Origin of the sequence: Labedella populi (assembly GCF_004078655.1) — a bacterium.
Taxonomy (GTDB): domain Bacteria; phylum Actinomycetota; class Actinomycetes; order Actinomycetales; family Microbacteriaceae; genus Labedella; species Labedella populi.
Genome location: NZ_RZNC01000003.1, coordinates 592,955 through 616,209, shown reverse-complemented (window position 1 = coordinate 616,209; position 23,255 = coordinate 592,955). Strand labels below are relative to the sequence as shown.

Sequence of the window (23,255 nt, the reverse complement as noted above, 5' to 3'; positions counted from 1 at the left end):
TGCGGACGGCGTCCCGGTTCAGCCGACGCGCGCGAGAGCGTCGGCGAGCGCCGACGTCGACCGTGCCGGGATGTACGGCACGGTGACGACGCGGCCACCCCGCTCGGCGAGCACGCGCGACTCGGGGAGATCGGCCGCGACGTAGTCGCCGCCCTTCACCCACAGGTCGGGCTCGATCCGGCCGATGGCCTCCTCCGGGGTGTCCTCGTCGAAGACGAGCACGGCGTCGACGCACTCGAGGGCGAGAAGCAGGTCGACGCGGTCCTCCTGTCGTATGAGAGGACGTTCACGGCCCTTGAGGCGCCGCACCGAGGCGTCCGAATTGAGGCAGACGATGAGGCAGTCCCCGAGCGCACGGGCTGCCGCCAGTGTGCGGGCGTGACCGGCGTGCAAGAGGTCGAAGCAGCCACCCGTGGCGACGACGGTTCCTCCGCGGTCGCGAGTGGATCGAGCGACGCTGAGCGCCGTGGACGCCTCACCCCCGATCGCCGCGGCGTTGTCGGGAACGTCGAGCCCCGACACCCCGCCTGCGGCGAGGAAGGCCGAGGCGCGCGCGACGGCCGCGTGGAGCGCGTCGTCGACGGTCGACCCGTTCGTGAGCTCGAGGACGAGGGTCGCCGCGAGACGATCGCCGGCGCCGCACGGGTCGGCGGAGTCGACGGCGCGCGCGGTCGAGACGAGGGGCAGTCGTCCCGGCGAGCCCAGCACGGCTCCGGCTTGCCCGAGAGTCACGGCGACCCGCTGGACCCCCCACGCCTCGACGAGCCGCTCGGCCGCCGTTGCAGCGTCCGAGACGCCGTCGACGGTCATCCCGGCGAACGCCGCGGCCTCCGCCCTGTTCGGGGTCACGATGGTCGCGCCGGCCACGGGCTCGGCGCCGCGAGGGTGCGGGTCCCACACGACGGGGACCTCGGTCGCCCGTCGTGCGAGCAGGGAACGGACTGCGGGGTGAGCCGCCATTCCGCGTCCGTAGTCGGCGACGACGATCCCGTCGGCCGACTCGATCTCGGCGAGCATGGCACCGTCGATGATCGGTTCCCCGGGTGCGCCGCACGCCTCGTCGAGCCGAGCGATCGCATGACCGGACGCGCGCACCCGGGTCTTCACGGGAGTCGCGTCCTCCGCGCCCGCGGTCACGACCCTGACGCCCTCGAGCGCGCCGACGAGTTCAGCCCCGTGCTCGTCCGCAGCGATCGCGGAGACGAGTGACACGTCCGCGCCGTCCCGTCTCAGCATCGCCGCGACGAGTCCCGCGCCGCCCGCGCGCACCGTGCGCGAGGCGAGGTCGACCACCGGTACCGGGGCGTCCGGACTCAGTCGGTGCGCGGTGCCGTCGACGTCGACGTCGAGGAGTGCATCGCCGACGACCACGATCCTCACGAGTCCGCCTCCGTCGAGGTGGCCGCGAACTCGCGTACGCGTGCGTCGAAGGCGAGGCAGACGGCGTGAACGGCGACGAGTTCCGCCTCCTGCACGTTCGGGGAGGACCCGGGCAGGCAGATGGCGTCGTCGCACGCCGTGCTGAGCGGATTCGGTCCGGGGCCGGTGACGGCCCAGCTCCGGGCGCCGACCTCCCGACTCGCGGCCGCCGCGCACAGCAGGTTCGCACTCGCGCCACTCGTCGAGAGGAGGATGACGATGTCTCCCGGCCGCGCGTGCGCGCGCACCTGGCGCGCGAACACCTCGTCGAAGCCGTAATCGTTGCCGATCGCCGTCACGCTCGACGAGTCGGCGTTGAGCGCGATCGCCGAGTACGCCTTCCGATCGCCGTCGAAGCGCCCGACGAGCTCCGCCGTGAGGTGTTGAGCTTCCGCGGCCGACCCGCCGTTGCCGGCGACGAGCGCCCGCCCGCCCGCTTCGAGATGGTCCGCGAGGGTGCGCCCCCACGACGCGAGGTGCTCGGCCTCGGACTGGAGCGCCACGAGGACGGCGTGCAGCGCGTCGACGTGGTCGCGGATGACGCGGCCCGCGAGGGCAGGGCCGGTTCCGGCGCCCTCGTCCGAGCGCCGCCGTGTGAGCGTCGTCGTCTCGCTCGATCGTCGTGCGTGCATGGTCATCGTGTTCCTCCCTCTCGGCGGGTGCGTCGTCGGGAGCGGAGTCCGTCGATGCGCCCGATGCCCTCCATCGCGCCCGCCGAGCGACGCGCCGCGGCGGTGGCGAGGTAGACGCGTTCGGTGTCGGCGGCGACCCGATCCCACGAGTAACGGGACGCCATGCGCCGCCGTCCGGCTCGTCCGTACGCGGCGCGCTGATCGGGCCGCGCGAGCAAATCGGAGACGGCTTCGGCGATCGCGGCGGGGTCGCGCGGGGGCACGTGCGTCCCCGTCGTCCCGCTCACGACGGAGTCGATGAGACCCCCGACGGAACTCGCGACGACGGGAACGCCGCACGCCATCGCTTCGAGCGGCACGATGCCGAACGGCTCGTACCAGGGCGCGCAGACGACGAGATCGGACGAACGCATCACGGCGGGCAGGTCCTTCTGCGCCAATTGGCCTCGGAGGACCACGCGGTCGGCCACACCGGCGCGCTCGGCGATGCCGCGGAGTCGGCGGATCTCGGGGTCGTCACTGCTGCCGCCACCACCGACGACGACGAGTTCGGCGTCGAAGCCGCTCGCGACGACCGCGGCGAGGGCCTCGATGACGGTGCCCACGCCCTTCCGCTGCACGAGGCGGCCGACGGTCGTGATGCGGTGGTCGCGTCCGCGTTCCTCCCGCGGCCCGGTGGGGGTGAAGTGGGCGAGGTCGACTCCGCACGGCACGACCGAGATGTGCGCGGCCGGAACCCCGAGCATCCGCAGTTCGAACGCCTCGTCGGAGCACGTCGCGACGATCGCATCGGCTCGTCGCCCGATGTCGGCCTCGAGTGGTTCGCGCTCGGGCGGGCTCGTGTCACCCGCGCCCTGATTCCGTCGCTTGACGACGCCGAGCGCATGGTAGGTGTGGAGGACGGCGGGGCGCAGGCCCGAGCGCTCGGCGCGTTCGGCGGCCTCGAGAACCGCGACGCCCGACATCCAGAAGTGTCCGTGGGCGACGTCCGGCCGGGTGCGGGCCCAGTCCTCCGCGACTCCCGCGGCGAGGTCTCCCATGAAGGGCAGCAGGTCGTCCTTGGGGATGGGGCGCGCCGGGCCGGCGTCGACGTGCACGACCTCGACGCCCGGGGCGAAGGAGACCCGCTCGGGCAGGTCGGCGTCGTCGCGGCGTGTGTAGACGGTCACCTCGTGGCCGCGTCGAGCCAGTGCGGCGGAGAGCTCGGCGACGTGAACGTTCTGGCCGCCGGCGTCGACACCCCCGAGCGTCGCGAGCGGGCTCGCGTGTTCCGAGACCATGGAGATCCTCATGAGGCAGTCCTTCCGGTGAGAGCGGAGCCGGTCGTCGCGGGGGAGCCGACGGCGGTGCCGACGACGTCGGCGAGGACCTCGTCCCAGTCCCGGAGGAACCGGTCGAGGCCGTAGCGGTCGAGGGCGGCCCGTCGGGCGGCGGCGCCCCGGACCCGCGCCTCGTCGGGGTCGGCGAGCAGCTGCCGGGCGGCCGCGACGAGGTCGTCGATGTCGGTCGAGATCGCCCCGGCGCCCGGTGGCACGGCGCGACCGGCCTCCGTGACGCCGAGCACCACGACGGGCATGCCGAGGTGCATCGCCTCGAGCAGCGAGAGCCCGAGCGACGTCCATCGCGCGGTGTGCACGTACACGCGGCGCCGCGCGAGCTCCGCGTGCATTCGAGCCGTCGGCAGATCGCCGCACGGGCGGAGGTCGTCGCGTGTCGCGCCGACCGCTCGGGGAAGGTCGTCGGTCCCCATGCCGAAGACGTCGATCGGACCGGCGGTGAGGAACCGGGGCAACAGGTCTGTCCCCGTAATGCGCCACCGCCGGACGGGTTCGTTCGTGACGACGGTGAGTCGTTCCATCTCGCCCGTGTAGAGGGCACCGGGATCGGGGATCCCGTGCTCGATGACGACGGTCGGGGCGTCGCCGCTGTCCCACACCAGGTCGTTGAAGTGCGTGACGTGCACGATCGGGATGTCCGAGCGTTCGGCGAGGGGATGCCGTGTCGTGACCGCAGCGGGCTTCGGCGTGTTGTGCTCGAGGAAGACGGCGGGGACGTCACGGCCAAGGCGGCGACCGAGCAGCCGCTCCGCGACGTCGAGCTCCTCCGGGCGCTGTAGGACGACCACGTCGACGCCCGCTTCCGCCACGTCCTCCGGCGCCACCTCGACGGCCCTGTCGGGCCAGGGCCGCCCGCCTCGACCGAGTCCCCACGCTCCGCCGTCCGGCGTGCGGGGGAGCAGGTAGTCGTGGTGGCCGCGGACGAAGGCGTCCGACCAGCCGCCGTGGACGTGCCAGAGCAGGATCCTCACGGTGTGTGCTCCTTTCGTCGTGGAGCGGCGATCGTCGCACTGCCGAAGGTGCGGGCGCCGCCGATGGGACCCGTCAGGGCGAAGACCGCGTCGACGACCTGCTCCGGATGGACGGAGGTGAGGCAGGGGTGCCGGGGGACGGGACAGACCCGGGCGCGGCTGCCCGCACACGGCGCATGCTGGTCGCCGAGCAGGACGGTCGGCACGCCGTAGGGCGCCCACCGCTCGTGCGGCACGACGGCCGAGAAGAGACTCACGACGGGGGTTCCGACGGCCGCGGCGAGATGCGCTGCACCCGTGTTCCCCACCACGACCGCGGCCGCGCCCCGCAGGACCGCGGCGAGTGAACCGAGGTCGGTCCGCCCTCCGAGGTCCGTGCCCGTCGCGCCCGCCACCGCGGCGGTGAGAGCGAGTTCGCCGGGTCCGCCCGTGACGACGACGCGGACGCCGCGGCCGGTGAGCAGGTCGACCGTCGCGGCGTGATGGCCCGCCGGCCAGGTCCGGGCGGGGACCGCGGCGCCCGGGTGCACGACGACGTATCCGGGCTCGCCGACATCGGCCGGCGGTGCACCGTGCTCCCGGACGCGGAGTCGGCCGTCGTCCTCCGGAGGCAGCGCGAACCCCGCGGCCTCGGCGATGCGGAGCGCCCGCACGGGCTCCGGCTGGTCCTCCGGGAAATCCTCGCCCGGCCGCAACCGCACGTCGAGGAGACGTCCCGCGTAGTCGACCGACGCGCCGGAGATGCGGCCGACCCCGGCCAAGCGGAGGAGCAGGGCGAGGGGGAGCGGGCTCTGATGGAACGACGTGAGCACGACGGCCTCGTCGACGCCCGCTGCGCGTACGAGCGTGAGGAGTTCGTCGACGACGGACTGGTCGACTGCACGGGCGGGGTCGGTGATCCACGGGCACTCCCAGATGAGGACCTCGTCGACACCGGGCAGGAGCCCGGCGGCCGACGCGCCCTGCGGGCCCGCCAGGAGGACGACCTCGGCACCGCTCGCCGCCACGGCACGCACGGCGGGACCCGAGACGAGGACGTCTCCGACGCTGTCGAGGCGTGCGACGAGTATCCGCGTCATCGTGTCACCCGCCGCCGTCTGGTCGAGGCGCCCATCGCGCCGTCGGCGAGGGCCAGTTCGACGGCCTCGAGCACCGTCGACGCCACGAGCTCGGCCGCGACGACCTCGGGAACCAGAGTCACCGGGGTCGGCACGAGGATCCCCGTCGCTCCCGCTGACTCAGCGGCTCCGAGGTCGGCGGCGATGTCGCCGATGACGACGGCGTCGTGCGGGTCGACGTCCAGCCGTTCGCACGCGTCGAGCACGAGTCCCGGTCGGGGCTTGCGGCACGCGCAACCGTCGCCGGGGCCGTGCGGACAGACGCACCACACGTCGAACGGACCGATCAGGTCGTCGATCCGCCGATTGACGGCGCGGACATCATCGAGCGAGATGAGCCCCCGCGCGACACCCGACTGGTTCGAGACGACGCCGATCGGGATGTCCCGCTCGCGAAGAAGGTCGACCGCTTCCCGGACCGTCGGCAGGATCTCGACGAGAGCGGGGTCGCCGTTGTACGGCACATCCCGGACGAGTGTCCCGTCGCGATCGAACAGGACGGCGCTCGGAGCGCTCGTGCCGGTCGGTGCGGTCGCGTCGAATCCCATACGACGGTGGTACCCACTTGATCGAGGAGTAAACGCCGAAGCGATCGGACGCTCGATTTGCCACGATGGGACCATGACCCTCCTCGGATCCGATCCCGACCGGCCGACCCTGCTCGTACTGCGGGCGCTCAAGCTCGGAGACCTGCTCGTGGCCGTCCCCGCTTTGCACGCCCTCCGCCGCGCGTTCCTCGGGCACCGGATCGTGCTCGCGACCACGGGGTGGCTCGAGCCCGTAGTGGATCTCGTGGGTGCGGTGGACGAACTGCTCCCGACGCCCGGGTTGTCCCAGCCCCTCGAGATCGCGCCCGGTGTCGTCGACGTCGCCGTGAATCTCCACGGTCGGGGGCCGGAGAGCGGCGACTTGCTCGCGGCCATCGAGCCGCGCCGCCTCATCGCGCACCTCCCCGACGACCCGGACGGTCCGGAGTGGGTCGACGGCGTCCTCGAGCGCCACCGCTGGACGCGGCTGCTCACCGAGCACGGCATCACAGCCGACCCCGACGAGGTCGCGATCGACGTTCCCGCTGCACCGCCTCTCGTGGCGGACGCTGCCGTCGTGCACATCGGGGCCTTCTACGGTGCCCGGCACTGGCCCGCCGAGCGGTTCGCGGCGGTCGCGTCCGAGCTCCGCCGTGCCGGTCACCGCGTTGTGCTCACGGGGGGCGACGTCGAGCGGGAGCGCGCCCTCGATGTCGCCAGCCGTGCCGGTCTCGACCCCGCGGACGTCCTCGCCGGCCGCGTCGACCTCGTCGGATTCGCGGCCGTCGTGGCAGCCGCCCGGATCGTCGTCACCGTCGACACAGGCGCGGCGCACCTCGCGTCGGCCTACGGGATCCCGTCGGTCGTGATCTTCGGCCCCGCCCCGCCCGAGGAGTGGGGCCCGCCGGCCGGTGGCCCGCACATCGTGCTCACCGACGCCTCCGTGAGAAGGGGGGACGTGTTCTCCGACGAGCCCGACCCGGCGCTGCTCGCGGTCACGGTCGAGGACGTCCTCGCCGCCGTCGAGGCGCTCCCGACGCGCTGACCGTTCTGAGCGCAGGGTCGCCTCAGCCCGCCGGGACCGTCAGGCGGCCCCGGCGATTGCGGGATCCAGACCGTCGAGCCTCCCGCGGAGTGTGGCGAGGACCCTCGAGAGGATCCGGGAGACCTGCATCTGGGTGACGCCGATCTCGTCGGCGATCTCGCTCTGCGTCCGGTGGTGCACGAAGCGCAGCTCGAGGACGCGCTGATCGCGGCCATCGAGGGTGCTCACCGCGGCTCGGAGCGTGAGCGCGAGATCGACCCGGTCGAAGGAATCGTCGTCGATCGGGATGGTCTGGCCGAAGGGAGTGGCGTCGTCGGCCGCGACGGGGGCGTCGAGGGAAGCGGGCCGCAGGCTCGAATGCGCCGCGAGCGCTTGGACGACATCCGCCACCGTTCGACCGAGGTGGGTCGCGAGTTCGGCCATGGTCGGTTCCCGTCCGATGCACTGGCCCAGTTCCGTCGTCGCCCGCAGGGCCTCGGCGCGCAGCTCCTGGACGCTCCGCGGCGGCCGGACGAACCATCCGTTGTCGCGCAAGTGCCTCTTGATCTCTCCGCCGATCGTCGGGACGGCGTACGGGACGAACGGCACGCCCCTGTCGGGTTCGAAGCGCCGAACGGCCTTGACGAGGCCGACGCAGCCCACCTGCCGGACGTCGCGGATCTCGCGGCTCGCCCCGACGATCCGTGAGGCGAGGGTGTCCACGAGATCGAGGTGGGCGACCGCGATCTCGTCCTCGATGCGGCGGCGGTGCTCCCCGCGGGCACGAGCGGCCTCGGCGAACCGCTGCCCCGTCCACCTCTCCTTCTCCGCCCAGCGCGCGTGAAGATGCTCTCGGCCATGGTGCACGCCGTCGACGTCGTTCGACACGGAGAACCATCCTTTCCATCGGAGGAGAGAAGTGCTCTCGCCAGCCAAACGGGAAGGAGAAGAAGTTCGAAGTGCTTGACGCAGACGTGCGCGGCCGCGTACCTTTCCCCCCGATCGGGGGGAAAGCGGGTCAGCTCACCAGTCGGATGGCCCGGTGGAGCCGGCCGGATAGTCGGCGAGATCGCCCTCGCCGCGCCTCCATGCCGCGATCACGGGGTCGACGATGCGCCAGCACTGCTCGGCCACGTCGCCGCGGATCGACAGGAGGGGGTCGCCGTCGAGGATGCCGCGCAGCATCTGACCGTATGGCAGGAGATCGCCGGCACCCTGGTGGGCGACCAGGATGGACTGTTCGAGGTGGAACGGGTCACCGGCGCCGTTCATCGTGAGTTGGAGCTCGACGTCGCCGGTCATGAGATCGAGCACGATGACCTGCTGCTGGGGTTCACCGTCGAGACCCGGTACCGCGGGAACGGGCCGGAGGAACAGCCGTGCCTGTGACCTCTTGGCGCCGAGGGCCTTCCCGGACCGGAGGAGGAACGGCACACCGTCCCATCGCCGCGTTCTGACCGCCACCGTGAGCTCGGCGAGCGTCTCGGTGCCGCGGCTCGGGTCGACGCCGGGTTCGTCGACATACGACGGCAGTGTCCGGTCACCGATCTCACCGGCGGTGTAGCGAGCCCGCCGCGCCGTCGCGGTGACGTCGTCGTCCCACAGCGTCGTGTTGCGGAGGACCTGCGCGATGTTGTCGCGCAACTCGACCTCGTCGACACGCGGCGGCAGCTCCATCGCGATGATCGCGAGGATCTCGAGGAGATGACTCTGGATCATGTCGACGAGGGCTCCGCTCGAGTCGTAGTAGCCTGCACGCCCCTCGAGCCCGAGCGTCTCGTCGAAGACGATGTCGACACGTTCGACCGAGCCGGCGTTCCAGACGGGCTCGAGGATGCGATTGGCGAGCCGCAGGCCCAGGATGTTGAGCACCGTCGACTTGCCGAGGAAGTGGTCGATCCGGAAGACCTGCCGCTCGGGGACGAGCGTGGCGATGACCGCATTGAGCTCCGCGGCGCTCTCCTCGTCGCTGCCGAAGGGCTTCTCGAGCGCCAGCCGAGTACCTCGGGGAAGGTCGATGTCCTGAAGCGCGCGGCACACCTTCGCCGTGACGGCGGGCGGCAGAGCGAAGTAGATCACGGGCACGCCCGTGCAGGCCGCGAGGAGGTCGCGGAGCGCGGCGGGGTCCGTCGCGTCAGCGGCGATGTAGCGCGTCGACTCCACGAGCTGCCGCGTGCGATCCGCGTCCGTCGTCTCGGCGTCCGCGGCCTCGGCGTCCCCGCGCCGGTCGTCGACCCGGCGCTCGTCGGCGGCGCGCTCGAGGGAGTCGCGGACGAGGTCCTGCCAGTGCTCCGCGACGCCGTCGTCGAGACCGGCCCCGAGCACCGTCACGTCGTGATCGTGGTGGGCGAGCAGACTGCCGAGCCCCGGCAGGAGGAGTCGCTTCGTCAGGTCGCCGCCGGCGCCGAGGATGAGGAGGGTCACGGGGGAACTCATACAGCGAGCCTAGGCAGACACGGCGCCCCCGTCAGCCCGTGTCCGCTGCTCCCGGCGCGGTGATACTCTCCCGTGTCAGTCGAGCCGTTCGATGATCGTGGCGTTGGCGAGTCCGCCCGCCTCGCACATCGTCTGCAGTCCGAAGCGGCCGCCCGTCTGCTCGAGGACGCCGATGAGGGTCGTCATGAGTCGTGCGCCGCTCGCCCCGAGAGGATGCCCGATCGCCGTCGCGCCGCCGTTGACGTTCACGCGGGCGGCGTCGGCGCCCGTCTCGGCGAGCCAGGCGAGCACGACGGGCGCGAAAGCCTCGTTGACCTCGAAGGCGTCGATGTCGTCGATCCCGAGCCCCGCCCGCTCGAGCACCTTCCGCGTCGCGGGAAGGATGCCCATGAGCATCGTGACGGGGTCGTCGCCCGCGACGGCGACGCTATGGACGCGAGCGCGCGGGCGGAGACCGAGGCGCTCGGCCGCCTCGGCGCTCGCGAGCATCACGGCTGAGGCGCCGTCGCTGAGGGGTGAGGCGTTGCCGGCGGTGATCCGCCAGTCGATCTCGGGGAACCGCTCCGTCCACATCGTGTCTTCGAAGGCCGCCGGTAGTTGGGCGAGCCGATCGGGCGACGTTCCCGCTCGCACCGTCTCGTCGCGATCGACGACGCGGCCGTCCCCGGTCGTCACGGTCACGACCTCGGCCTCGAATCGGCCGTCGTCCCAGGAAGATGCGGCGCGCAGGTGGCTCTCGGCGGCGAAGGCGTCGAGAGCCTCCCGCGAGAGGTCCCAGCGCGCCGCGATGAGTTCGGCGCTGATGCCTTGCGGCACGAGCCCGCCCGGATAGCGCGACGCGATTCCCGGGCCGTAGGGGTCCTGCCCCGCCGTCTGGCTCCCGATCGTCACGCGGCTCATCGATTCCACTCCGGAGGCGATGACGAGGTCGTAGGCTCCGCTCTGGATGCCCTGCGCGGCGAAATGGATCGCCTGTTGGCTGCTCCCGCACTGGCGGTCGATCGTCACGGCGGGCACGGACTCCGGGAACCCCGCGGCGAGCACAGCCCATCGCGCGGTGTTGCCGCTCTGCTCGCCGATCTGACCGACGGCGCCGGCGACGACATCGTCGAGGGCCGCAGGATCGACGCCGGTGCGATCGACGATCGCGCGGAGCACGAGGGCGTGGAGGTCGACGGGGTGGACCCCGCTCAATGCGCCGCCCGGCTTCCCCCGCCCGCTCGGGGTCCTGACGGCATCGACGATGACGGCCTCGCGCATTGTTCGTCCTCCTTCTGACGCCCGTGGCAGACGTCACGATCAGCGTACGCCGCGCGCGGTTAGCGCATGGAGGACGGTGACGGAAGCCCACCGCAACAGGTTGACCGGCCCCGAGCGGGGGTGTTTGCGTAGCTCGGAGTCACGACCGACGGCGACAGGTCGTCGACGACGACGCGAGAGGACGGGTCATGAGAGCGATGGTGTACCGAGGACCGTACAAGGTCCGCACCGAGGAGAAGGACATTCCGAAGATCGAGCATCCGAACGATGCGATCGTGCGGGTCACGCGCGCGGCGATCTGCGGATCCGACCTGCACCTCTACCACGGCCTGATGCCGGACACCCGCATCGGGCACACGTTCGGCCACGAGTTCATCGGGGTCGTGCACGAGGTCGGCTCCTCGGTGCAGAACCTGCAGGTGGGCGATCGGGTGATGGTGCCGTTCAACGTCTACTGCGGCTCGTGCTACTTCTGCGCTCGCGGGTTGTACTCGAACTGCCACAACGTCAATCCGAACGCCACGGCGATCGGCGGCATCTACGGCTACTCGCACACGACGGGCGGCTACGACGGGGGACAGGCGGAGTTCGTGCGTGTACCGTTCGCGGACGTCGGACCCCAGGTCATCCCCGACTGGATGGACGAGGACGACGCCCTCATGTGTACGGACGCGCTGTCTACCGGGTACTTCGGCGCCCAGCTCGGTGACATCACCACGGGCGACACGGTCGTCGTGCTCGGGGCGGGACCCGTCGGCCTCTACGCCGCGAAGTCGTCCTGGCTCATGGGTGCCGGCCGGGTCATCGTGATCGATCACCTCGAATACCGGCTCGAGAAAGCACGGACCTTCGCTCACGCGGAGACCCGGAACTTCCTCGAGTACGACGACATCGTCGTGGAGATGAAGCGTACGACCGATCACCTCGGGGCCGACGTCGTGATCGACGCGGTGGGCGCCGAGGCCGACGGGAACCTCGTCCAGCACATCACATCGGCGAAGCTCAAGCTCCAGGGCGGGTCACCCGTCGCCCTCAATTGGGCGATCGACGGGGCGCGCAAAGGCGGAACGATCTCGGTCATGGGAGCCTACGGGCCACTGTTCAGCGCGGTGAAGTTCGGTGACGCGATGAACAAGGGACTCACGCTCCGCATGAACCAGGCGCCGGTGAAGCGGCAGTGGCCGCGACTCTTCGAGCACATCCGGAACGGCTACCTCACGCCGCGCGACATCATCACGCACCGGATCCCCCTCGAACACATCGCGGAGGGGTACCACATCTTCTCCTCGAAGCTCGACGACTGCATCAAGCCCGTCATCATCCCGAGCGCGAGCTAGGAAGGAAGGACACACCATGCCGTACACCGCACAGAAGCCCGAGCCGCCGGAGTCTCCCGACGAGCTCCGGGCGCGCATCCCGGGTTGGGGCGTCGATTCCGACCCGGCCGATCGACCGTCGGTGCCCAAGGAGCGCTTCGACCCCGGCGCCACCGGCGCGCACTGGGAGTTCCCCGACCGCCAAGAGGAGCTGCGGCCGCGAGAGCGCTCGATCGAGCACGCGATGCTCACTCCCGTCTTCGGGACGGCGCAGCCGCTGACGGGCCTCTCGGGCGTGATCCGGCGCCGCGCCTACGCCCGCTACAGCGAGGGGAGACTCGCGCATTGGCTCCTGCTCGTCCTCGGCGACCGCGTCGACGCCATCGAGAACCACCTCGCCTCCTTCGCGACACTGCGGCCGGACAACCCCATCACCGAGACGGGAGTCCTCTCCGAGCCGGGCCACCGCCCGATCAGCTCCCGGTTCGGGAAGAAGCGCGCCGACCTCAAGCACATGTGGATGGACCCGTTCCTCGTGGCGGGCCCCTGGATCGCGAGCGGGATCGCCGTCGCGGTCGTCGCGTCGAGGGTCGTGAAGCGCGTCCGCGGCTGACCTCAGCCGCGAGAAGGGGTCCGGCGCGATGCGCCGGGCCCCTTCTCGTCGTGGTGCGGGACGGGCGTCACCGCCGCCGGTCGTGGTCGCTGTCGGTCGCGTCCGACGCCGCGCCGGTCTCGGGCTCGAGGCGCACCTCTTCGCGCGTGACCGGGACGGTCACGGTGCGCTCCTCCGTCACGGTGTACTTCCGCAACCGCATGCGGCCCGTCTCGACGCCGTCCGTGCCCGCTGCGGGGGTCTCGCCGGCGGCGTGACGCCCCGGACGGTCGTCGTCGTTGTGCGGACGGTCGGACCCGAGCTCGTGCTCGCGATCGTCGTCGCGCGCGTGGTCGCGCCCGTCGTGATCGTGAGCGTCGTGGTCGTCGTCGTGGTCCTTCTTGCCGAAGCCGAGGCGGTCGGCGAGTCCCCGGTGGTGACCGTCGTCCTGACCGTCGCCGTCGTGGTCGTCGTTCTGCGGGCGGTAGTGCGCGTAGAGGTTGTCCTCCTCCTCGTGCGTGAGGGCGCCGTCCGCGTCGATCTTGGGCGCGTGCTTGACCGCGTCCTTCGAGTGCTCGACGTGCAGGCGGTCCTCGCTGTACGAGGCGCCCTCGAGCGGCACGAAGGACTCCTTGTTGCCGAAGAGGCCGGTCCTGACGGTCGCCCAGAGCGGACGGTCGGTGTCGGGATCGAGGTAGACCTGTCCGACGGTCCCGATCGTCTCGCCGTCGGGGTCGAGGACGTCCGCGCCGATGAGGGAGGCGGTGTTGCGTGGGTCGATCATGACTCTTCCCTCCGTCCCCGCCTCAGCGGCCCAGTCCGACGCGGTCCACCTTGCGGTGGAACCGCATGCCGGCGATCCCTCCGAGGAGCGCACCGCCGAGGCTCACGAGGAGCGCGGCGATGGCCGTGATGATGCCGGCCGTCGTGAGCTGGCCCTCGTTGACGGGCAGTCTCGGGAAGCTGTTGAGGTTCGCGAGGATGTTCCACTGGCTACCGGCGATGACGCTCACGATCGCGAGGACGATCGCGATGATGAGGGCCCACAGCCACACCGCGAGACCCTGCTTCGCTCCGCTGAAGCGTGCCATCCGGCCGGCGACGTATCCACCGGCGTAGTAGGCGATGAAGAGGATGACGAGGACCGCGATCGCACCGACGATCCCGATCGTTTCGGCGTTCTGCGCGGCCTCGTCCGCGACCTGGTCGGGGTCCGCGTTGGAACCGAGGCCGATCGCGGCACCCGCTCCCGCGACGAGGGCCGTCAGGAGGACGGCCGTTCCCGTGGCGGCGAGCCAGCCGAAGAAGGCCGAGCCGAACTTCATGCCGCCGAACTCGTCCTTCTCGCGTGCGACGACCTCTTCGCGGACCGTGCGGCCGGATCCGGCCGGAACAGCCGCGGGCCGCTCGGTCGGCGTCGTCTCGTCGTGGTGACGATCGTTGTTCGATGGAGTGCTCATGCTGGGAGTCCTTTCCGATACTTCAGGTGAGATCCCTGGAGTGCCAGTGAAGCGATACGCGACCACCGCGGCAAGGGGGTAGCCAAACGACCCGGAATCGGTTCAGAAGCGGAGGGGCATTCTCTGAGCGGACGATCGGACGGCACCGACGACGCTGGGTAGGAGCGGTGGGACCGGCGACGATATCGTCGCCGGATCATCAGCCCCGACGCCCTCGATCGAGGACACGGACGGGCTTCTCGTCACCGCGACCGAGGGGAGCGACGCCGGACGGGAAGTCGTCTCCTCGATCGGCGCGCGCCGGCCGCTCAGCGGGCGGCGGCGCGCGCCGGGGCGAGCCGGACGAGGCGGGCGCTGTCGCTCTGCTCCTGCTCGGCGATGTCGCTGCGCGACTCGAGGAAATCGGTGAAGGTGCGGAAGCCGAGCGCCTTCTCGCTGAACGACGGGTCCATGCGCTTCATCTGCGTTTTCACGGTCGACGAGTGCAGCCACTCGGCGTCGTCGTCCTTCTCGTGGCCGAGGCGCAGCGCGCGCTCGAGCAGGCCCGTCGCGACCTCTTGGGGGTTCTCCGGCTCCGGCTCGGGCTCCTCCTCGGCGGCGCGAGCGGTCTTCGCGCGGCGCCGCTTGGGCGGGGCGACCTCGATGGGGGGCTCCTGGAAGGTGACCGTCGGGACGCCGGCGGCGATCGCGGTGCCCTCGCTCGCGAGGGCGGTGGCGTCCTCCGTGGGAGCCGGCGTGATCCGCGGCGCGGCGACGGCCGTCGGCACGGGCTTCACACCGGGGAGGGCGTCGTACGTCGCGAACTCGTCGCAGGCCGCGGCAAGCGAGCGGCTCGTGGAGCCCGCGACGCCGATGCCCACGACGTAGCGCCCGAGCCGCTTGCAGCGCTGGGCGAGTGCGATGTAATCGGAGTCGCCCGCGACGATGATGACGTGGGTCAGGTCGGGAAGCCGGAACATGTCCTCGACGGCGTCGACGGCGAGGCGGATGTCCGCTCCGTTCTTCGCGTAGGCCGCCGCCGGGAACAGCTGCACGAGGTCGACGGCGCGGCTCACGAGCTGCCCACGGTAGTCGGCGTTCACCGGCGCCGACCAGTCGGCGTAGGCGCGGGTGAGGACGAGGGTCCCGAACGACGAGGCGAAGTCGATGATCGCTCCGACGTCGACCGTGGCCTGCGTGAGCTTCTCCGCCATGTCCACGTCGGACGCCTTGCTCGAGGAGCTGTAGGCGCGCGCCTTGTCGCGCATGAACTGGCTGCGTCCGTGCACCTGGTCGTAGCGCGAGATGACGATGTTGTCGAAGTCGATGTAGACGGCGACTCGCGCGTCGATCGGCTCGGTCATGAGTGCTCTTTTCCGTGAGGTGGACTCCCAGTCTCTCGCGAAACGGCGAGCGACGGGAACCGCGCGGACGAACGGGCACTGTACGGCACCGGGAGGGGGTGACCCGACCCGTTGTGGCGGCCTTCGGCGGCTGTGATGCTGACGGAGCGTTTCCCCCGCCGGGGACGCGCGGTCTCTCGACCCGGCGTCGGCCGGGCGGGACGGAGAGGTGGCACGAGTGCTCGAGTTCGATGGATCCGGAGTGGTCTTCGCGGCGATCGGCCTGGCGACGCTCGCCGCAGCGCTGCTGCCACGCATCCTCGGTCGGCTTCCCGTGTCGATGCCGATGGTGTTCCTCGGGGCCGGGATCCTCGGATTCGCGCTCATGCCGAACCTCCCCGATCCGTCGCCCATGGAGCACCCCGAGGTGGCGCTGCACCTCACCGAGATCTGCGTGATCGTGTCGCTCATGGGCGCGGGGCTCGCCATCAACCGTGCGCCGTCGCTTCGAGGCTGGTCGTCGACATGGCGGCTGCTCGGCATCACCATGCCGCTCTCCATGCTCGCAGTGGGGGTGCTCGGCTGGTCCGTGCTCAGCCTCGGCATCGCGAGTGCGGTACTGCTCGCGGCGGCACTCGCCCCGACGGACCCCGTGCTCGCGACCGAGGTGCAGGTGAGCGAGCCCGTGACCGATGCAGAAGCTGAGGACGACGAGGCGCGTTTCGCGCTCACCTCCGAGGCCGGGCTCAACGACGGGCTCGCCTTCCCCTTCACCTACGCCGCCATCGCGATCAGTCTCGCGGGAGCGGGTACGGCGTCGTGGTTCGGCGAGTGGTTCCTGGCGGACGTGCTGTGGCGTCTCACGCTCGGTGTCGGTATCGGCTACCTCACGGGACGACTGCTCGGGAAGCTGTTCTTCTCGTCGCTCTCGGAACGACTCGGGCTCACGGACAAGGCCGAGGGCTTCGTCGCCCTCGCGGCGACCTTCCTCGCGTACGGCGCGACGGAGTCGGCGGAGGGTTACGGGTTCATCGCCGTGTTCGTGTGCGCCACGGCGCTGCGCGCGTCCGAGCGCGCCCACGGGTACCACTCGGTGCTGCACACGTTCGTCGAGCAGATCGAGCGGCTCCTCACGGTCGCCGTCGTCGTCCTCCTCGGAGGGTCCGTCGCCCGTGGTGCCCTCGATTCGATCGGGTGGCTCGACGTCCTCGTCGTCGCGGTCATCCTCATCGTCGTCCGTCCCGTCGCGGGATACATCGGGCTGAGCCCCGGGAAGACGGGCCCGAAGGAGCGTGCGGTCATCTCGTTCTTCGGCGTCCGTGGCGTCGGGTCCCTCTTCTACATCGCCTTCGCTCTGCAGGAGGGCGATTTCCCGGGCGGGGAACGCCTCTGGGCGCTCACCTCGCTCGTCGTCATCGGCTCGATCGTGCTCCACGGCGCGACCGCGACGCCGATCATGGCGATGCTCGACCGGCGCCGCTCGCGCGCCGCCCGTCGTGCCGGGGTCGACGACGACGACGCGGCGAGCGTGTCCGTATAGCAGGTGCGAGCGGCTCGCGCGCGTTCCGGCGCTGCGAGGCGCGCCGACTTGTGTCGCCCGCCGGGCTGACCGACACTTCTCGAGTGAGATCAGCACACCTGTTCACCGCGGCGACGGTGAGTTACCTCGCCAATTGCGCCGTCGGGACCGGGGTCGCGACGCGCACCATCGACACCTCGAACGCGCGGTGGGTGCACCATGCCCTCTACATCTCGACGTCGGCGCTCTCGGCGCTCGCGGCGACGTCCGGATTGCGACCGGGCGCCGACCGCTCGCAGCGCAAGGCGGTGCTCGCGCTCCTGCCCGCCGGCGTGCCGCTCTCCCTCATCCCGTTCCTCGGCTCGCACTCGAACCGGCACATCGTCGTGGCGCTCACGGCCGCGCCGTTCTTCGCCGCGGGCCTGATCCGAGCCTGGAGGTGACCGTGGACCTCCTCGAGGCCATCAGACGTCGCAAAACGACCAACGGGGCGTTCCTGCCCGATCCCGTGTCCGAGGAGCACCAGCGCATCCTCATGGAGGTCGCCGGGCGCGCCCCGTCGCAACTCAACAGCCAGCCGTGGCGCTTCGTGATCGTCGAGGACCGTTCGACGATCGAGCGCGTCGCAGACATCAGCGGGTCGAGCATGACCGAGGCGATGTCGAACGGAACGTTCTTCGAGCGCTACAAGCCCTACTTCCGCTTCAGCGCCGCCGAGATGGAGCGGCGGCGCGACGGCATGCTCTTCGACAAGCTGCCGGCGCCCCTCCGTCCGTTCACGAGCCAGGCCTTCACGAAGCGCGGGCAGGCGCTCATGAACGCTCTCGGCGTCCCGAAGACGCTCGGCTCCGAGAACCGGAAACTCGTCGCGGGTTCGCCGCTGCTCCTTGGAGTCATGCTCGACCGGTCGGAGTATCGGCCGGGGGAGCTGTCCTCGTTCTACTCGCTCTTCAGCATGGGGGCGGCGATGGAGAACGTCTGGCTCACGACGACCGAGCTCGGCATGGGAATCCAGTTCGTCTCGTTCCCGATGGAGGTGCCCGGCAAGTGGGACCTCATCGTCGACCTGCTGAAGGTGCCGGACGAACTCGAACTCATGGCCGTCTATCGGCTCGGCTACCTGCCACCTGAGCAGCGCCGACCCGCGATCGACTGGTCGAGTCATCAGCGGAAGCTCCCATCGCAGTACGTCTACCGCGAGACGTGCGAGGCGCCACAGTCCGGCTGGGACGACTGACGCCCAGCCGCGACCGGTTCAGCGCAGCGGCGATCCCACGACGTCGAAGCGGAAGCCGCCGAATTCTCCCGTCAGCAGCGGCATCGCCTCGGCGATACTCGCCTTGACGCTCTCGAGCTGCAGCGATGCGGCGTGCGCCTCCGCCGAGACCCAGAGCTCCGTGACGAAGACCGTGTCGGGGTGCTCGGGGCTCACTCCCACCTCGTAGCTCAAGCAGCCCGACCCGGCGAGGGTCGAGGACGGTCGGGTGAGGATCTCGACGACCTCGTCGCGTCGACCGGGCTGGACTCCGAGTGTTCCCACGTTTGCGAATGTCATGCCGACAGCGTGGCGCATCCCTCCGACATCGTCACAAGCCTCTGGTCGGCTGGGCGCGGGGCCGCCTAGCATCGGGGTATGGACGCAACGCAGCAGTCGGAGCTGATCGGAGGGCGTCGTCATGCGCCCGGACAGTGGAGCACGGTGTGGGTGGCGCCCCTCCAGGGTGAGCCGTTCGTCGTCCTCGAGAGCACCGACCTCCTCGTCGAGGCGCCGAATTGGTCGGACGACGGTCGTCTCGTCGTGAACGGCGGAGGGCGGCTGTGGTCGCTCCCGCCGACTCACGGCGCCGGGCTCTCGCCGATCGTCATCGACGGGGTCTCGCGCCTCAACAACGATCACGTGCTCGCTCCGAACGGGGACGACGTCTTCGTGACGTCCGACGACGGCCACCTCTACGTCGCGCCGTTGTCCGGCGGGTCGGCTCGCCGCGTCACGGTGCCGCGGAACGTCCGCCACTACCTCCACGGCGTCAGCACGGACGGTGGGACGCTCGCCTTCGTCGAGATCCCGTGCGAGCACGACGGTCGCGACCCGCAGGGCCGGTTGGGACTCGTGTCGACGTCCGGGGGAGAGGTGCGGCATCTCGACACGGGGGACGGGCACCTCGACGGCCCGGAGTTCACGCCGGATGGCGAATGGATCGTCTTCAACTCCGATGCGTTCACGGACGAGCCAGGACATGCGCAGCTCGGCCGCATCCGCGTCGACGGCTCGGGGCTCGAGCGGCTCGTCGAGAGCGACACCGTCGACTGGTTCCCGCACGTCTCGCCGGACGGCCGATTCGCCTCGTACGTCTCGTTCCCCGCCGGCACCCTCGGCCACCCCGCGGACGTCCCGGTCGTCGTGAACGTGGTCTCGACGGACGACTGGTCGACCCCGATCCAGAGCTACTCGGTCTTCGGCGGCCAGGGCACCCTCAACGTCAACAGCTGGTCGCCCGACTCGGACGCCCTCGCCTTCGTCGAGTACCCCACCCGCGAATAACCAGAGAGCTACACCCGCGCGAGGGCGCCACGTAGACCAGGCGCCCTCGCGACCAGCGTGGCGCCCTCGCCGTCGGACCTGTGGAGCGGGAGGCCGGCGACGTTCGGACGCTGAACGTGGGGGTCTCGGCGCACGAGGGCGCCAGTTCGGTTCCGAGGGCGCTCGGCGTACGTGTAGCCCTCGTGCGGGTGTAGCGCTTTGGTTAGGCGTCGTCGGTGGCGCGCTTGTCGTCGAGCTGGGACTCGAGGCGCTTGATGCGCGCTTGCTTCTCGTAGAACTCGGCCTCACGCTCGAGCGCGGCGAGCTGCTCCTCGGTGGAGAGCACACGTTGCGGGCGTGCCGGGGCAGCCGGCGGAGCGGGGGCCGGTGCCGTTCTGTCCCAGCGGCGACGATCACCGAAACTCACGTTCTCCGTCGCGGCGCCCCACTCCCGGCCGACGGTGAACCAGATGATGCTACCGACAAGCGGCAGGAGGATGACGAGGAAGACCCACACGAGCTTCGGAAGGTAGCGGACCTGATCGTCCGGCCGGGTGATGATGTCGATGAGGGCTCCGAGGAGGACGAGGAACCCCACGGCCGAGAGCAGCAAGTACATGGGCACAGTGTATTCACAGGTACGGAAGCCGTGGAAGGACCCCCCCTCCGGGGGTGGGCACTGTGAGACTGGGAGCATGTCCCCGCGGACCCAGCGTCCCGGACCGCTCCCCGTCGGCCCCGGCCAGGAGGCGGTGTGGGACTACCCGCGGCCGCCGCGCGTGGAGCCGGTTGCGAAGCGCGTCGTCGTGAGGCTGGGCGGAATGGTGATCGCGGACACGACCGACGCCTCCGCGTGCTCGAGACGAGCCACCCGCCCGTGTACTACCTCCCCGTCGCCTCCTTCGTCGACGCCCTCCGGCCCGCCACCGGCACCACGTTCTGCGAGTTCAAGGGCGAAGCCTCCTACCTCGACGTCATCGGCGGCACCGCCGTCACCCCCTCGGCCGGCTGGTGCTACGCCACACCCAGCCGCGGCTTCGAGGAGTTCCGCAACAGGGTCGCGCTCTACCCGGGTCGGATGAAGCGCTGCGAGGTGGGCGGCGAGGTCGTCGAGGCGCAGGACGGCGACTTCGACGGCGGTTGGACCACCTCGGAGATCGTCGGTCCCTTCAAGGGCGCTCCCGGCACCTGGGGCTGGTGACGCGACCCCGACTCCCCTCACGACCCCCCTGACGTCAGCGGTCCAAGCGGTAGGTGACGTGCGTCACGAGTGTGGCGGTCCTGCTGCTCACGGGCGTGAGCGACAGTGCGCCGACGTCGGTGAAGAGCCGCTCGCCCGCGCCGACGACGATGGGCGCGATGTGCAATCGCAGCAGATCGATCGCACCGAGGGCGAGGAACTGGTTGATCGTCGCGGCGCCACCGGCGACGGACACGCGGCGGTCGCCGGCCGCGTCACGGGCACGGGACAGCGCCGCCTGGAGACCGGAGGTGACGAAGTGGAAGGTCGTCCCGCCGGCCATCTCGAGCGGAGGGCGCGCGTGGTGCGTGAGCACGAACACGGGGCCGTGGTACGGCGGTTCCGGACCCCACCACCCCTCCCAAGGCTCGTCCCACTCGCCGCGGATCGGTCCGAACATGTTGCGGCCCATGATGAACGCACCGGCGTCGACGATCGCGGCGATCTCCTCGCTGTTCTCGTCGGGCGTTTCGAACATCCAGCGGTGGAGGTGCTCGGTCCCCCGTCCCATCGGCTCGTCCCGCGACTGGTCCGGTCCGGCGACGAAACCGTCCACGCTCATGCCGACGTCGACGATGACCTCGCTCATGGTGCTCCCTCGATCGGTGACGCCAGCGAACCACCGCTCGGCTCCGGCCGCAAGAGGCGTGGTCGATCACCCTCCCGATTGTTTCAATCGTGTTTAGGTTTCATTACTTTGTGAAACTTCTGACGTGCATGTATTGACGTGCGGCCCGCCGGAGCGGTTTGCTGGGCGCACCGCCGCGATCCGCACGGCCGTCATTTCTCCGCAGCACACCCGCAGCACCGACGGCGACAGTTCGACGTACCCGCTCCACTCGCACCCACGCACCATCCGGGCCACCGGGCCCGTTCTGCATCCCGACGAGGAGAAACGATGAGAAGGAAACAGCGCACCGCCACAGCAGGCGTCCTGCTGGTCGCGGCCATGGCCCTCACGGCCTGCGCGACGGGCGGTTCCGACGCCGCCGACGACGGCACCCGCGCGATCACGATGGGCGTCACCGATCCGGGGACCCTCACGCCCGGGCGGCAGCTCGTGGCCTACGACTTCAACATGGCCGTGTGGGCCCCGCTCACGTTCCTCGAGTCGGACGGCACGCTCACCTACGTCCAGGCGGAGTCGATCGAGTCGGACGACAACACCACCTGGACCATCACGCTCAAGGACGGCTGGACCTTCCACGACGGCACCCCCGTGACCGCGCAGAGTTACGTCGACTCGTGGAACACGGTCGCCTACGGGCCGAACGCTTTCGAGAACTCCGGTCAGGTCGCGAACATCGTCGGCTACACGGACCTCAACCCCGCCGAGGGTGAGCCGACGGGGACCGAGATGTCCGGCCTCACGGTCGTCGACGACTCGACGTTCACCGTCGAGCTCATCGGACCCGACAGCCAGTTCCCGCTGCAGGTGAGCCAGGCCCAGACGGCGATGTACCCGATGCCCGAGTCGGCCTTCGACGACCTCGACGCCTACAACACGCACCCCATCGGCAACGGACCGTTCGAGTTGCAGGACGACTACGTCGAGAACGAGCCGATGGTCGTCACGGCGTACGAGGACTACGCCGGCGACGAGCCCACGACGGATCAGATCACCTTCGTGCCGTACACGGACGACACGACCGCGTACACGGACGTGCAGGCCGGCAACCTCGACATCTCATCCGTGCCCGCGAGCCGGTTGCCGCAAGCGGACGAGGAGTTCGGAGACTCCTTCTACTCCTTCGAGGCGCCGGGGATCTCGTACCTCGGCCTCCCGCTGTGGGACGAGCGCTACCAGGACGTTCGCGTGCGCCAGGCCATCTCGATGGCCATCGACCGCGAGACGATCAACGACGTCATCTACGGCGGCGCGTACACGCCCGCCACGGCTTTCACACCCGCGATCGAACCCGGAACACCCGAGGGGATCTGCGGCGAGCTCTGCGAGTACGACCCCGAGGCGGCGAAGGCCCTGCTCGATGAGGCCGGCGGCTTCGAGGGCAGCATGGAGATCTACTTCCCGGGCGGCGGCGGACTCGACGAGTTTTACAACGCGATCGCGAACAACCTGCGCCAGAACCTCGGGGTCGACGCGACCGCCGTGCCGAGCGCCGACTGGGCCGAGTTCTCGGACAAGCGCACCGCGAGCGACATCGACGGTCCCTTCTTCTCCCGCTGGGGTGCGCTCTACCCGAGCCAGCAGGCGACGCTGCGCCCGTTCTTCGTGGAGAACGGCGGCTGCGCCAACTGCATCCCGTGGTACGACGAATCCGTCAAGGCCGCGATCGACACCGCCGACGCGACGGACCCGGGGGACGGCTCGGCCTACGCCGACGTGCAGGAGCTCATCCTCGAGGAGTTCCCGGCCCCGCCGCTGTTCTTCGAGACGTACTCCTACGTCACGTCCGACGCGATCAGCGAGCTCGTGACGTCGCCGGTCGGCAATCCGCGTCTCACCCACGTGGAACTCGCGGACTGATCACGACGGGCCCACCGGGACGGCCGCGGCCGTCCGGTGGGCCCGTGACCCATCCCGCAAGAGCGTCACCGCA

23 protein-coding genes and 1 pseudogene are annotated in these 23,255 nt (G+C 70.6%); 9 read left to right on the top strand and 15 right to left on the bottom strand.

Going from position 1 to position 23,255, the window contains the following annotated elements; all coding sequences use genetic code 11:
• Positions 1-18: 18 nt before the first annotated feature.
• The 6 genes from ELQ92_RS11430 to ELQ92_RS11405 are packed head-to-tail and all read right to left on the bottom strand — an operon-like array spanning position 19 to position 6,025.
• Positions 19-1,380: a PfkB family carbohydrate kinase gene (locus ELQ92_RS11430; RefSeq protein ID WP_128499063.1), complete on the bottom strand. Its 1,362-nt coding sequence runs from the start codon at positions 1,378-1,380 to the stop codon at positions 19-21.
• On the bottom strand, positions 1,377-2,057 hold the full coding sequence (locus ELQ92_RS11425; RefSeq protein ID WP_243694984.1) for a D-sedoheptulose-7-phosphate isomerase: 681 nt from the start codon (positions 2,055-2,057) through the stop codon (positions 1,377-1,379). The genes ELQ92_RS11430 and ELQ92_RS11425 overlap by 4 nt, the downstream gene beginning before the upstream one ends.
• On the bottom strand, positions 2,054-3,343 hold the full coding sequence (locus ELQ92_RS11420; RefSeq protein WP_128499062.1) for a glycosyltransferase: 1,290 nt from the start codon (positions 3,341-3,343) through the stop codon (positions 2,054-2,056). Before ELQ92_RS11420 ends, ELQ92_RS11425 begins: the two co-directional genes overlap by 4 nt.
• A complete protein-coding gene (locus ELQ92_RS11415; RefSeq protein ID WP_128499061.1) occupies positions 3,340-4,359 on the bottom strand; it encodes a glycosyltransferase in 1,020 nt (339 codons plus the stop codon). Before ELQ92_RS11415 ends, ELQ92_RS11420 begins: the two co-directional genes overlap by 4 nt.
• Positions 4,356-5,438 carry a glycosyltransferase family 9 protein gene (locus ELQ92_RS11410; protein WP_128499060.1) on the bottom strand — a complete coding sequence of 361 codons (1,083 nt, stop codon included), beginning with the start codon at positions 5,436-5,438 and terminating at the stop codon, positions 4,356-4,358. The genes ELQ92_RS11415 and ELQ92_RS11410 overlap by 4 nt, the downstream gene beginning before the upstream one ends.
• The gene (locus ELQ92_RS11405; protein ID WP_208004330.1) at positions 5,435-6,025 is read right to left on the bottom strand and encodes a D-glycero-alpha-D-manno-heptose-1,7-bisphosphate 7-phosphatase; all 591 of its coding nucleotides are present in this window, start codon (positions 6,023-6,025) and stop codon (positions 5,435-5,437) included. Before ELQ92_RS11405 ends, ELQ92_RS11410 begins: the two co-directional genes overlap by 4 nt.
• Positions 6,026-6,098: 73 nt before the next feature.
• Here ELQ92_RS11405 and ELQ92_RS11400 point away from each other — a divergent pair, with 73 nt between their 5' ends.
• Complete coding sequence (locus ELQ92_RS11400) at positions 6,099-7,049, top strand: glycosyltransferase family 9 protein (protein WP_128499058.1); 951 nt, start codon at positions 6,099-6,101, stop codon at positions 7,047-7,049.
• A 39-nt stretch (positions 7,050-7,088) separates the two neighbouring features.
• Here ELQ92_RS11400 and ELQ92_RS11395 read toward each other — a convergent pair whose 3' ends face one another.
• The 3 genes from ELQ92_RS11395 to ELQ92_RS11385 all read right to left on the bottom strand — a co-directional run bounded on the left by ELQ92_RS11395 (position 7,089) and on the right by ELQ92_RS11385 (position 10,724).
• Positions 7,089-7,916, bottom strand: a complete 828-nt coding sequence (locus ELQ92_RS11395; protein WP_166426773.1) for a sigma-70 family RNA polymerase sigma factor — start codon at positions 7,914-7,916, stop codon at positions 7,089-7,091.
• 135 nt (positions 7,917-8,051) lie between these two features.
• Positions 8,052-9,464, bottom strand: a complete 1,413-nt coding sequence (locus tag ELQ92_RS11390) for a glucose-6-phosphate dehydrogenase (RefSeq protein WP_128499056.1) — start codon at positions 9,462-9,464, stop codon at positions 8,052-8,054.
• Positions 9,465-9,539: 75 nt separating this feature from the next.
• The gene (locus ELQ92_RS11385; RefSeq protein WP_128499055.1) at positions 9,540-10,724 is read right to left on the bottom strand and encodes a thiolase family protein; all 1,185 of its coding nucleotides are present in this window, start codon (positions 10,722-10,724) and stop codon (positions 9,540-9,542) included.
• Positions 10,725-10,912: 188 nt separating this feature from the next.
• Here ELQ92_RS11385 and ELQ92_RS11380 point away from each other — a divergent pair, with 188 nt between their 5' ends.
• Entirely contained in the window at positions 10,913-12,061 is a 1,149-nt protein-coding gene (locus ELQ92_RS11380; protein WP_128499054.1) for a zinc-dependent alcohol dehydrogenase, read from the top strand.
• A gap of 16 nt (positions 12,062-12,077) precedes the next feature.
• The gene (locus ELQ92_RS11375) at positions 12,078-12,653 is read left to right on the top strand and encodes a hypothetical protein (protein ID WP_128499053.1); all 576 of its coding nucleotides are present in this window, start codon (positions 12,078-12,080) and stop codon (positions 12,651-12,653) included.
• A gap of 67 nt (positions 12,654-12,720) precedes the next feature.
• Here the strand turns inward: ELQ92_RS11375 and ELQ92_RS16475 are convergent, their stop codons facing one another.
• From ELQ92_RS16475 to ELQ92_RS16470, 3 genes are all read right to left on the bottom strand, one after another.
• The gene (locus ELQ92_RS16475) at positions 12,721-13,416 is read right to left on the bottom strand and encodes a PRC-barrel domain-containing protein (protein WP_128499052.1); all 696 of its coding nucleotides are present in this window, start codon (positions 13,414-13,416) and stop codon (positions 12,721-12,723) included.
• 22 nt (positions 13,417-13,438) lie between these two features.
• Positions 13,439-14,092, bottom strand: a complete 654-nt coding sequence (locus tag ELQ92_RS11365; RefSeq protein WP_128499051.1) for a YrzE family protein — start codon at positions 14,090-14,092, stop codon at positions 13,439-13,441.
• A 308-nt stretch (positions 14,093-14,400) separates the two neighbouring features.
• Positions 14,401-15,435: an NYN domain-containing protein gene (locus ELQ92_RS16470; protein ID WP_208004328.1), complete on the bottom strand. Its 1,035-nt coding sequence runs from the start codon at positions 15,433-15,435 to the stop codon at positions 14,401-14,403.
• A 217-nt stretch (positions 15,436-15,652) separates the two neighbouring features.
• On the opposite strand from ELQ92_RS16470, the gene ELQ92_RS11355 reads away from it, so the two are divergent.
• From ELQ92_RS11355 to ELQ92_RS11345, 3 genes are all read left to right on the top strand, one after another.
• On the top strand, positions 15,653-16,954 hold the full coding sequence (locus tag ELQ92_RS11355) for a cation:proton antiporter (RefSeq protein ID WP_128499050.1): 1,302 nt from the start codon (positions 15,653-15,655) through the stop codon (positions 16,952-16,954).
• 83 nt (positions 16,955-17,037) lie between these two features.
• Positions 17,038-17,376, top strand: a complete 339-nt coding sequence (locus ELQ92_RS11350; protein WP_128499049.1) for a hypothetical protein — start codon at positions 17,038-17,040, stop codon at positions 17,374-17,376.
• 2 nt (positions 17,377-17,378) lie between these two features.
• On the top strand, positions 17,379-18,170 hold the full coding sequence (locus ELQ92_RS11345) for a nitroreductase family protein (RefSeq protein WP_128499048.1): 792 nt from the start codon (positions 17,379-17,381) through the stop codon (positions 18,168-18,170).
• An 18-nt stretch (positions 18,171-18,188) separates the two neighbouring features.
• Here ELQ92_RS11345 and ELQ92_RS11340 read toward each other — a convergent pair whose 3' ends face one another.
• A complete protein-coding gene (locus ELQ92_RS11340) occupies positions 18,189-18,488 on the bottom strand; it encodes a putative quinol monooxygenase (RefSeq protein WP_128499047.1) in 300 nt (99 codons plus the stop codon).
• 78 nt (positions 18,489-18,566) lie between these two features.
• Here ELQ92_RS11340 and ELQ92_RS11335 point away from each other — a divergent pair, with 78 nt between their 5' ends.
• Positions 18,567-19,475 (top strand): TolB family protein, encoded by a 909-nt coding sequence (locus ELQ92_RS11335; protein ID WP_128499046.1) that lies wholly within the window; start codon positions 18,567-18,569, stop codon positions 19,473-19,475.
• A 202-nt stretch (positions 19,476-19,677) separates the two neighbouring features.
• Here the strand turns inward: ELQ92_RS11335 and ELQ92_RS11330 are convergent, their stop codons facing one another.
• Positions 19,678-20,073 carry a PLD nuclease N-terminal domain-containing protein gene (locus ELQ92_RS11330; RefSeq protein WP_128499045.1) on the bottom strand — a complete coding sequence of 132 codons (396 nt, stop codon included), beginning with the start codon at positions 20,071-20,073 and terminating at the stop codon, positions 19,678-19,680.
• A gap of 76 nt (positions 20,074-20,149) precedes the next feature.
• Between ELQ92_RS11330 and ELQ92_RS11325 the strand changes: the two are divergent.
• Positions 20,150-20,655 (top strand): annotated as a pseudogene (locus ELQ92_RS11325) (DUF427 domain-containing protein).
• Between the two features lie 34 nt (positions 20,656-20,689).
• Here the strand turns inward: ELQ92_RS11325 and ELQ92_RS11320 are convergent.
• Positions 20,690-21,283 (bottom strand): dihydrofolate reductase family protein, encoded by a 594-nt coding sequence (locus tag ELQ92_RS11320; protein WP_128499044.1) that lies wholly within the window; start codon positions 21,281-21,283, stop codon positions 20,690-20,692.
• Positions 21,284-21,592: 309 nt separating this feature from the next.
• On the opposite strand from ELQ92_RS11320, the gene ELQ92_RS11315 reads away from it, so the two are divergent.
• The gene (locus tag ELQ92_RS11315; RefSeq protein ID WP_128499043.1) at positions 21,593-23,182 is read left to right on the top strand and encodes a peptide ABC transporter substrate-binding protein; all 1,590 of its coding nucleotides are present in this window, start codon (positions 21,593-21,595) and stop codon (positions 23,180-23,182) included.
• The last annotated feature ends 73 nt before the right edge of the window (positions 23,183-23,255 follow it).

What these genes read in the sequence shown, in the direction of transcription:
- ELQ92_RS11425 (WP_243694984.1), bottom strand. Translation starts at nt 2,057, where the DNA reads ATGACCATGCACGCACGACGATCGAGCGAGACGACGACGCTCACACGG.
- ELQ92_RS11420 (WP_128499062.1), bottom strand. Translation starts at nt 3,343, where the DNA reads ATGAGGATCTCCATGGTCTCGGAACACGCGAGCCCGCTCGCGACGCTC.
- ELQ92_RS11410 (WP_128499060.1), bottom strand. Translation starts at nt 5,438, where the DNA reads ATGACGCGGATACTCGTCGCACGCCTCGACAGCGTCGGAGACGTCCTC.
- ELQ92_RS11405 (WP_208004330.1), bottom strand. Translation starts at nt 6,025, where the DNA reads ATGGGATTCGACGCGACCGCACCGACCGGCACGAGCGCTCCGAGCGCC.
- ELQ92_RS11400 (WP_128499058.1), top strand. Translation starts at nt 6,099, where the DNA reads ATGACCCTCCTCGGATCCGATCCCGACCGGCCGACCCTGCTCGTACTG.
- ELQ92_RS11390 (WP_128499056.1), bottom strand. Translation starts at nt 9,464, where the DNA reads ATGAGTTCCCCCGTGACCCTCCTCATCCTCGGCGCCGGCGGCGACCTG.
- ELQ92_RS11385 (WP_128499055.1), bottom strand. Translation starts at nt 10,724, where the DNA reads ATGCGCGAGGCCGTCATCGTCGATGCCGTCAGGACCCCGAGCGGGCGG.
- ELQ92_RS11380 (WP_128499054.1), top strand. Translation starts at nt 10,913, where the DNA reads ATGAGAGCGATGGTGTACCGAGGACCGTACAAGGTCCGCACCGAGGAG.
- ELQ92_RS11375 (WP_128499053.1), top strand. Translation starts at nt 12,078, where the DNA reads ATGCCGTACACCGCACAGAAGCCCGAGCCGCCGGAGTCTCCCGACGAG.
- ELQ92_RS16475 (WP_128499052.1), bottom strand. Translation starts at nt 13,416, where the DNA reads ATGATCGACCCACGCAACACCGCCTCCCTCATCGGCGCGGACGTCCTC.
- ELQ92_RS11365 (WP_128499051.1), bottom strand. Translation starts at nt 14,092, where the DNA reads ATGAGCACTCCATCGAACAACGATCGTCACCACGACGAGACGACGCCG.
- ELQ92_RS16470 (WP_208004328.1), bottom strand. Translation starts at nt 15,435, where the DNA reads ATGACCGAGCCGATCGACGCGCGAGTCGCCGTCTACATCGACTTCGAC.
- ELQ92_RS11340 (WP_128499047.1), bottom strand. Translation starts at nt 18,488, where the DNA reads ATGACATTCGCAAACGTGGGAACACTCGGAGTCCAGCCCGGTCGACGC.
- ELQ92_RS11335 (WP_128499046.1), top strand. Translation starts at nt 18,567, where the DNA reads ATGGACGCAACGCAGCAGTCGGAGCTGATCGGAGGGCGTCGTCATGCG.
- ELQ92_RS11330 (WP_128499045.1), bottom strand. Translation starts at nt 20,073, where the DNA reads ATGTACTTGCTGCTCTCGGCCGTGGGGTTCCTCGTCCTCCTCGGAGCC.
- ELQ92_RS11320 (WP_128499044.1), bottom strand. Translation starts at nt 21,283, where the DNA reads ATGAGCGAGGTCATCGTCGACGTCGGCATGAGCGTGGACGGTTTCGTC.
- ELQ92_RS11315 (WP_128499043.1), top strand. Translation starts at nt 21,593, where the DNA reads ATGAGAAGGAAACAGCGCACCGCCACAGCAGGCGTCCTGCTGGTCGCG.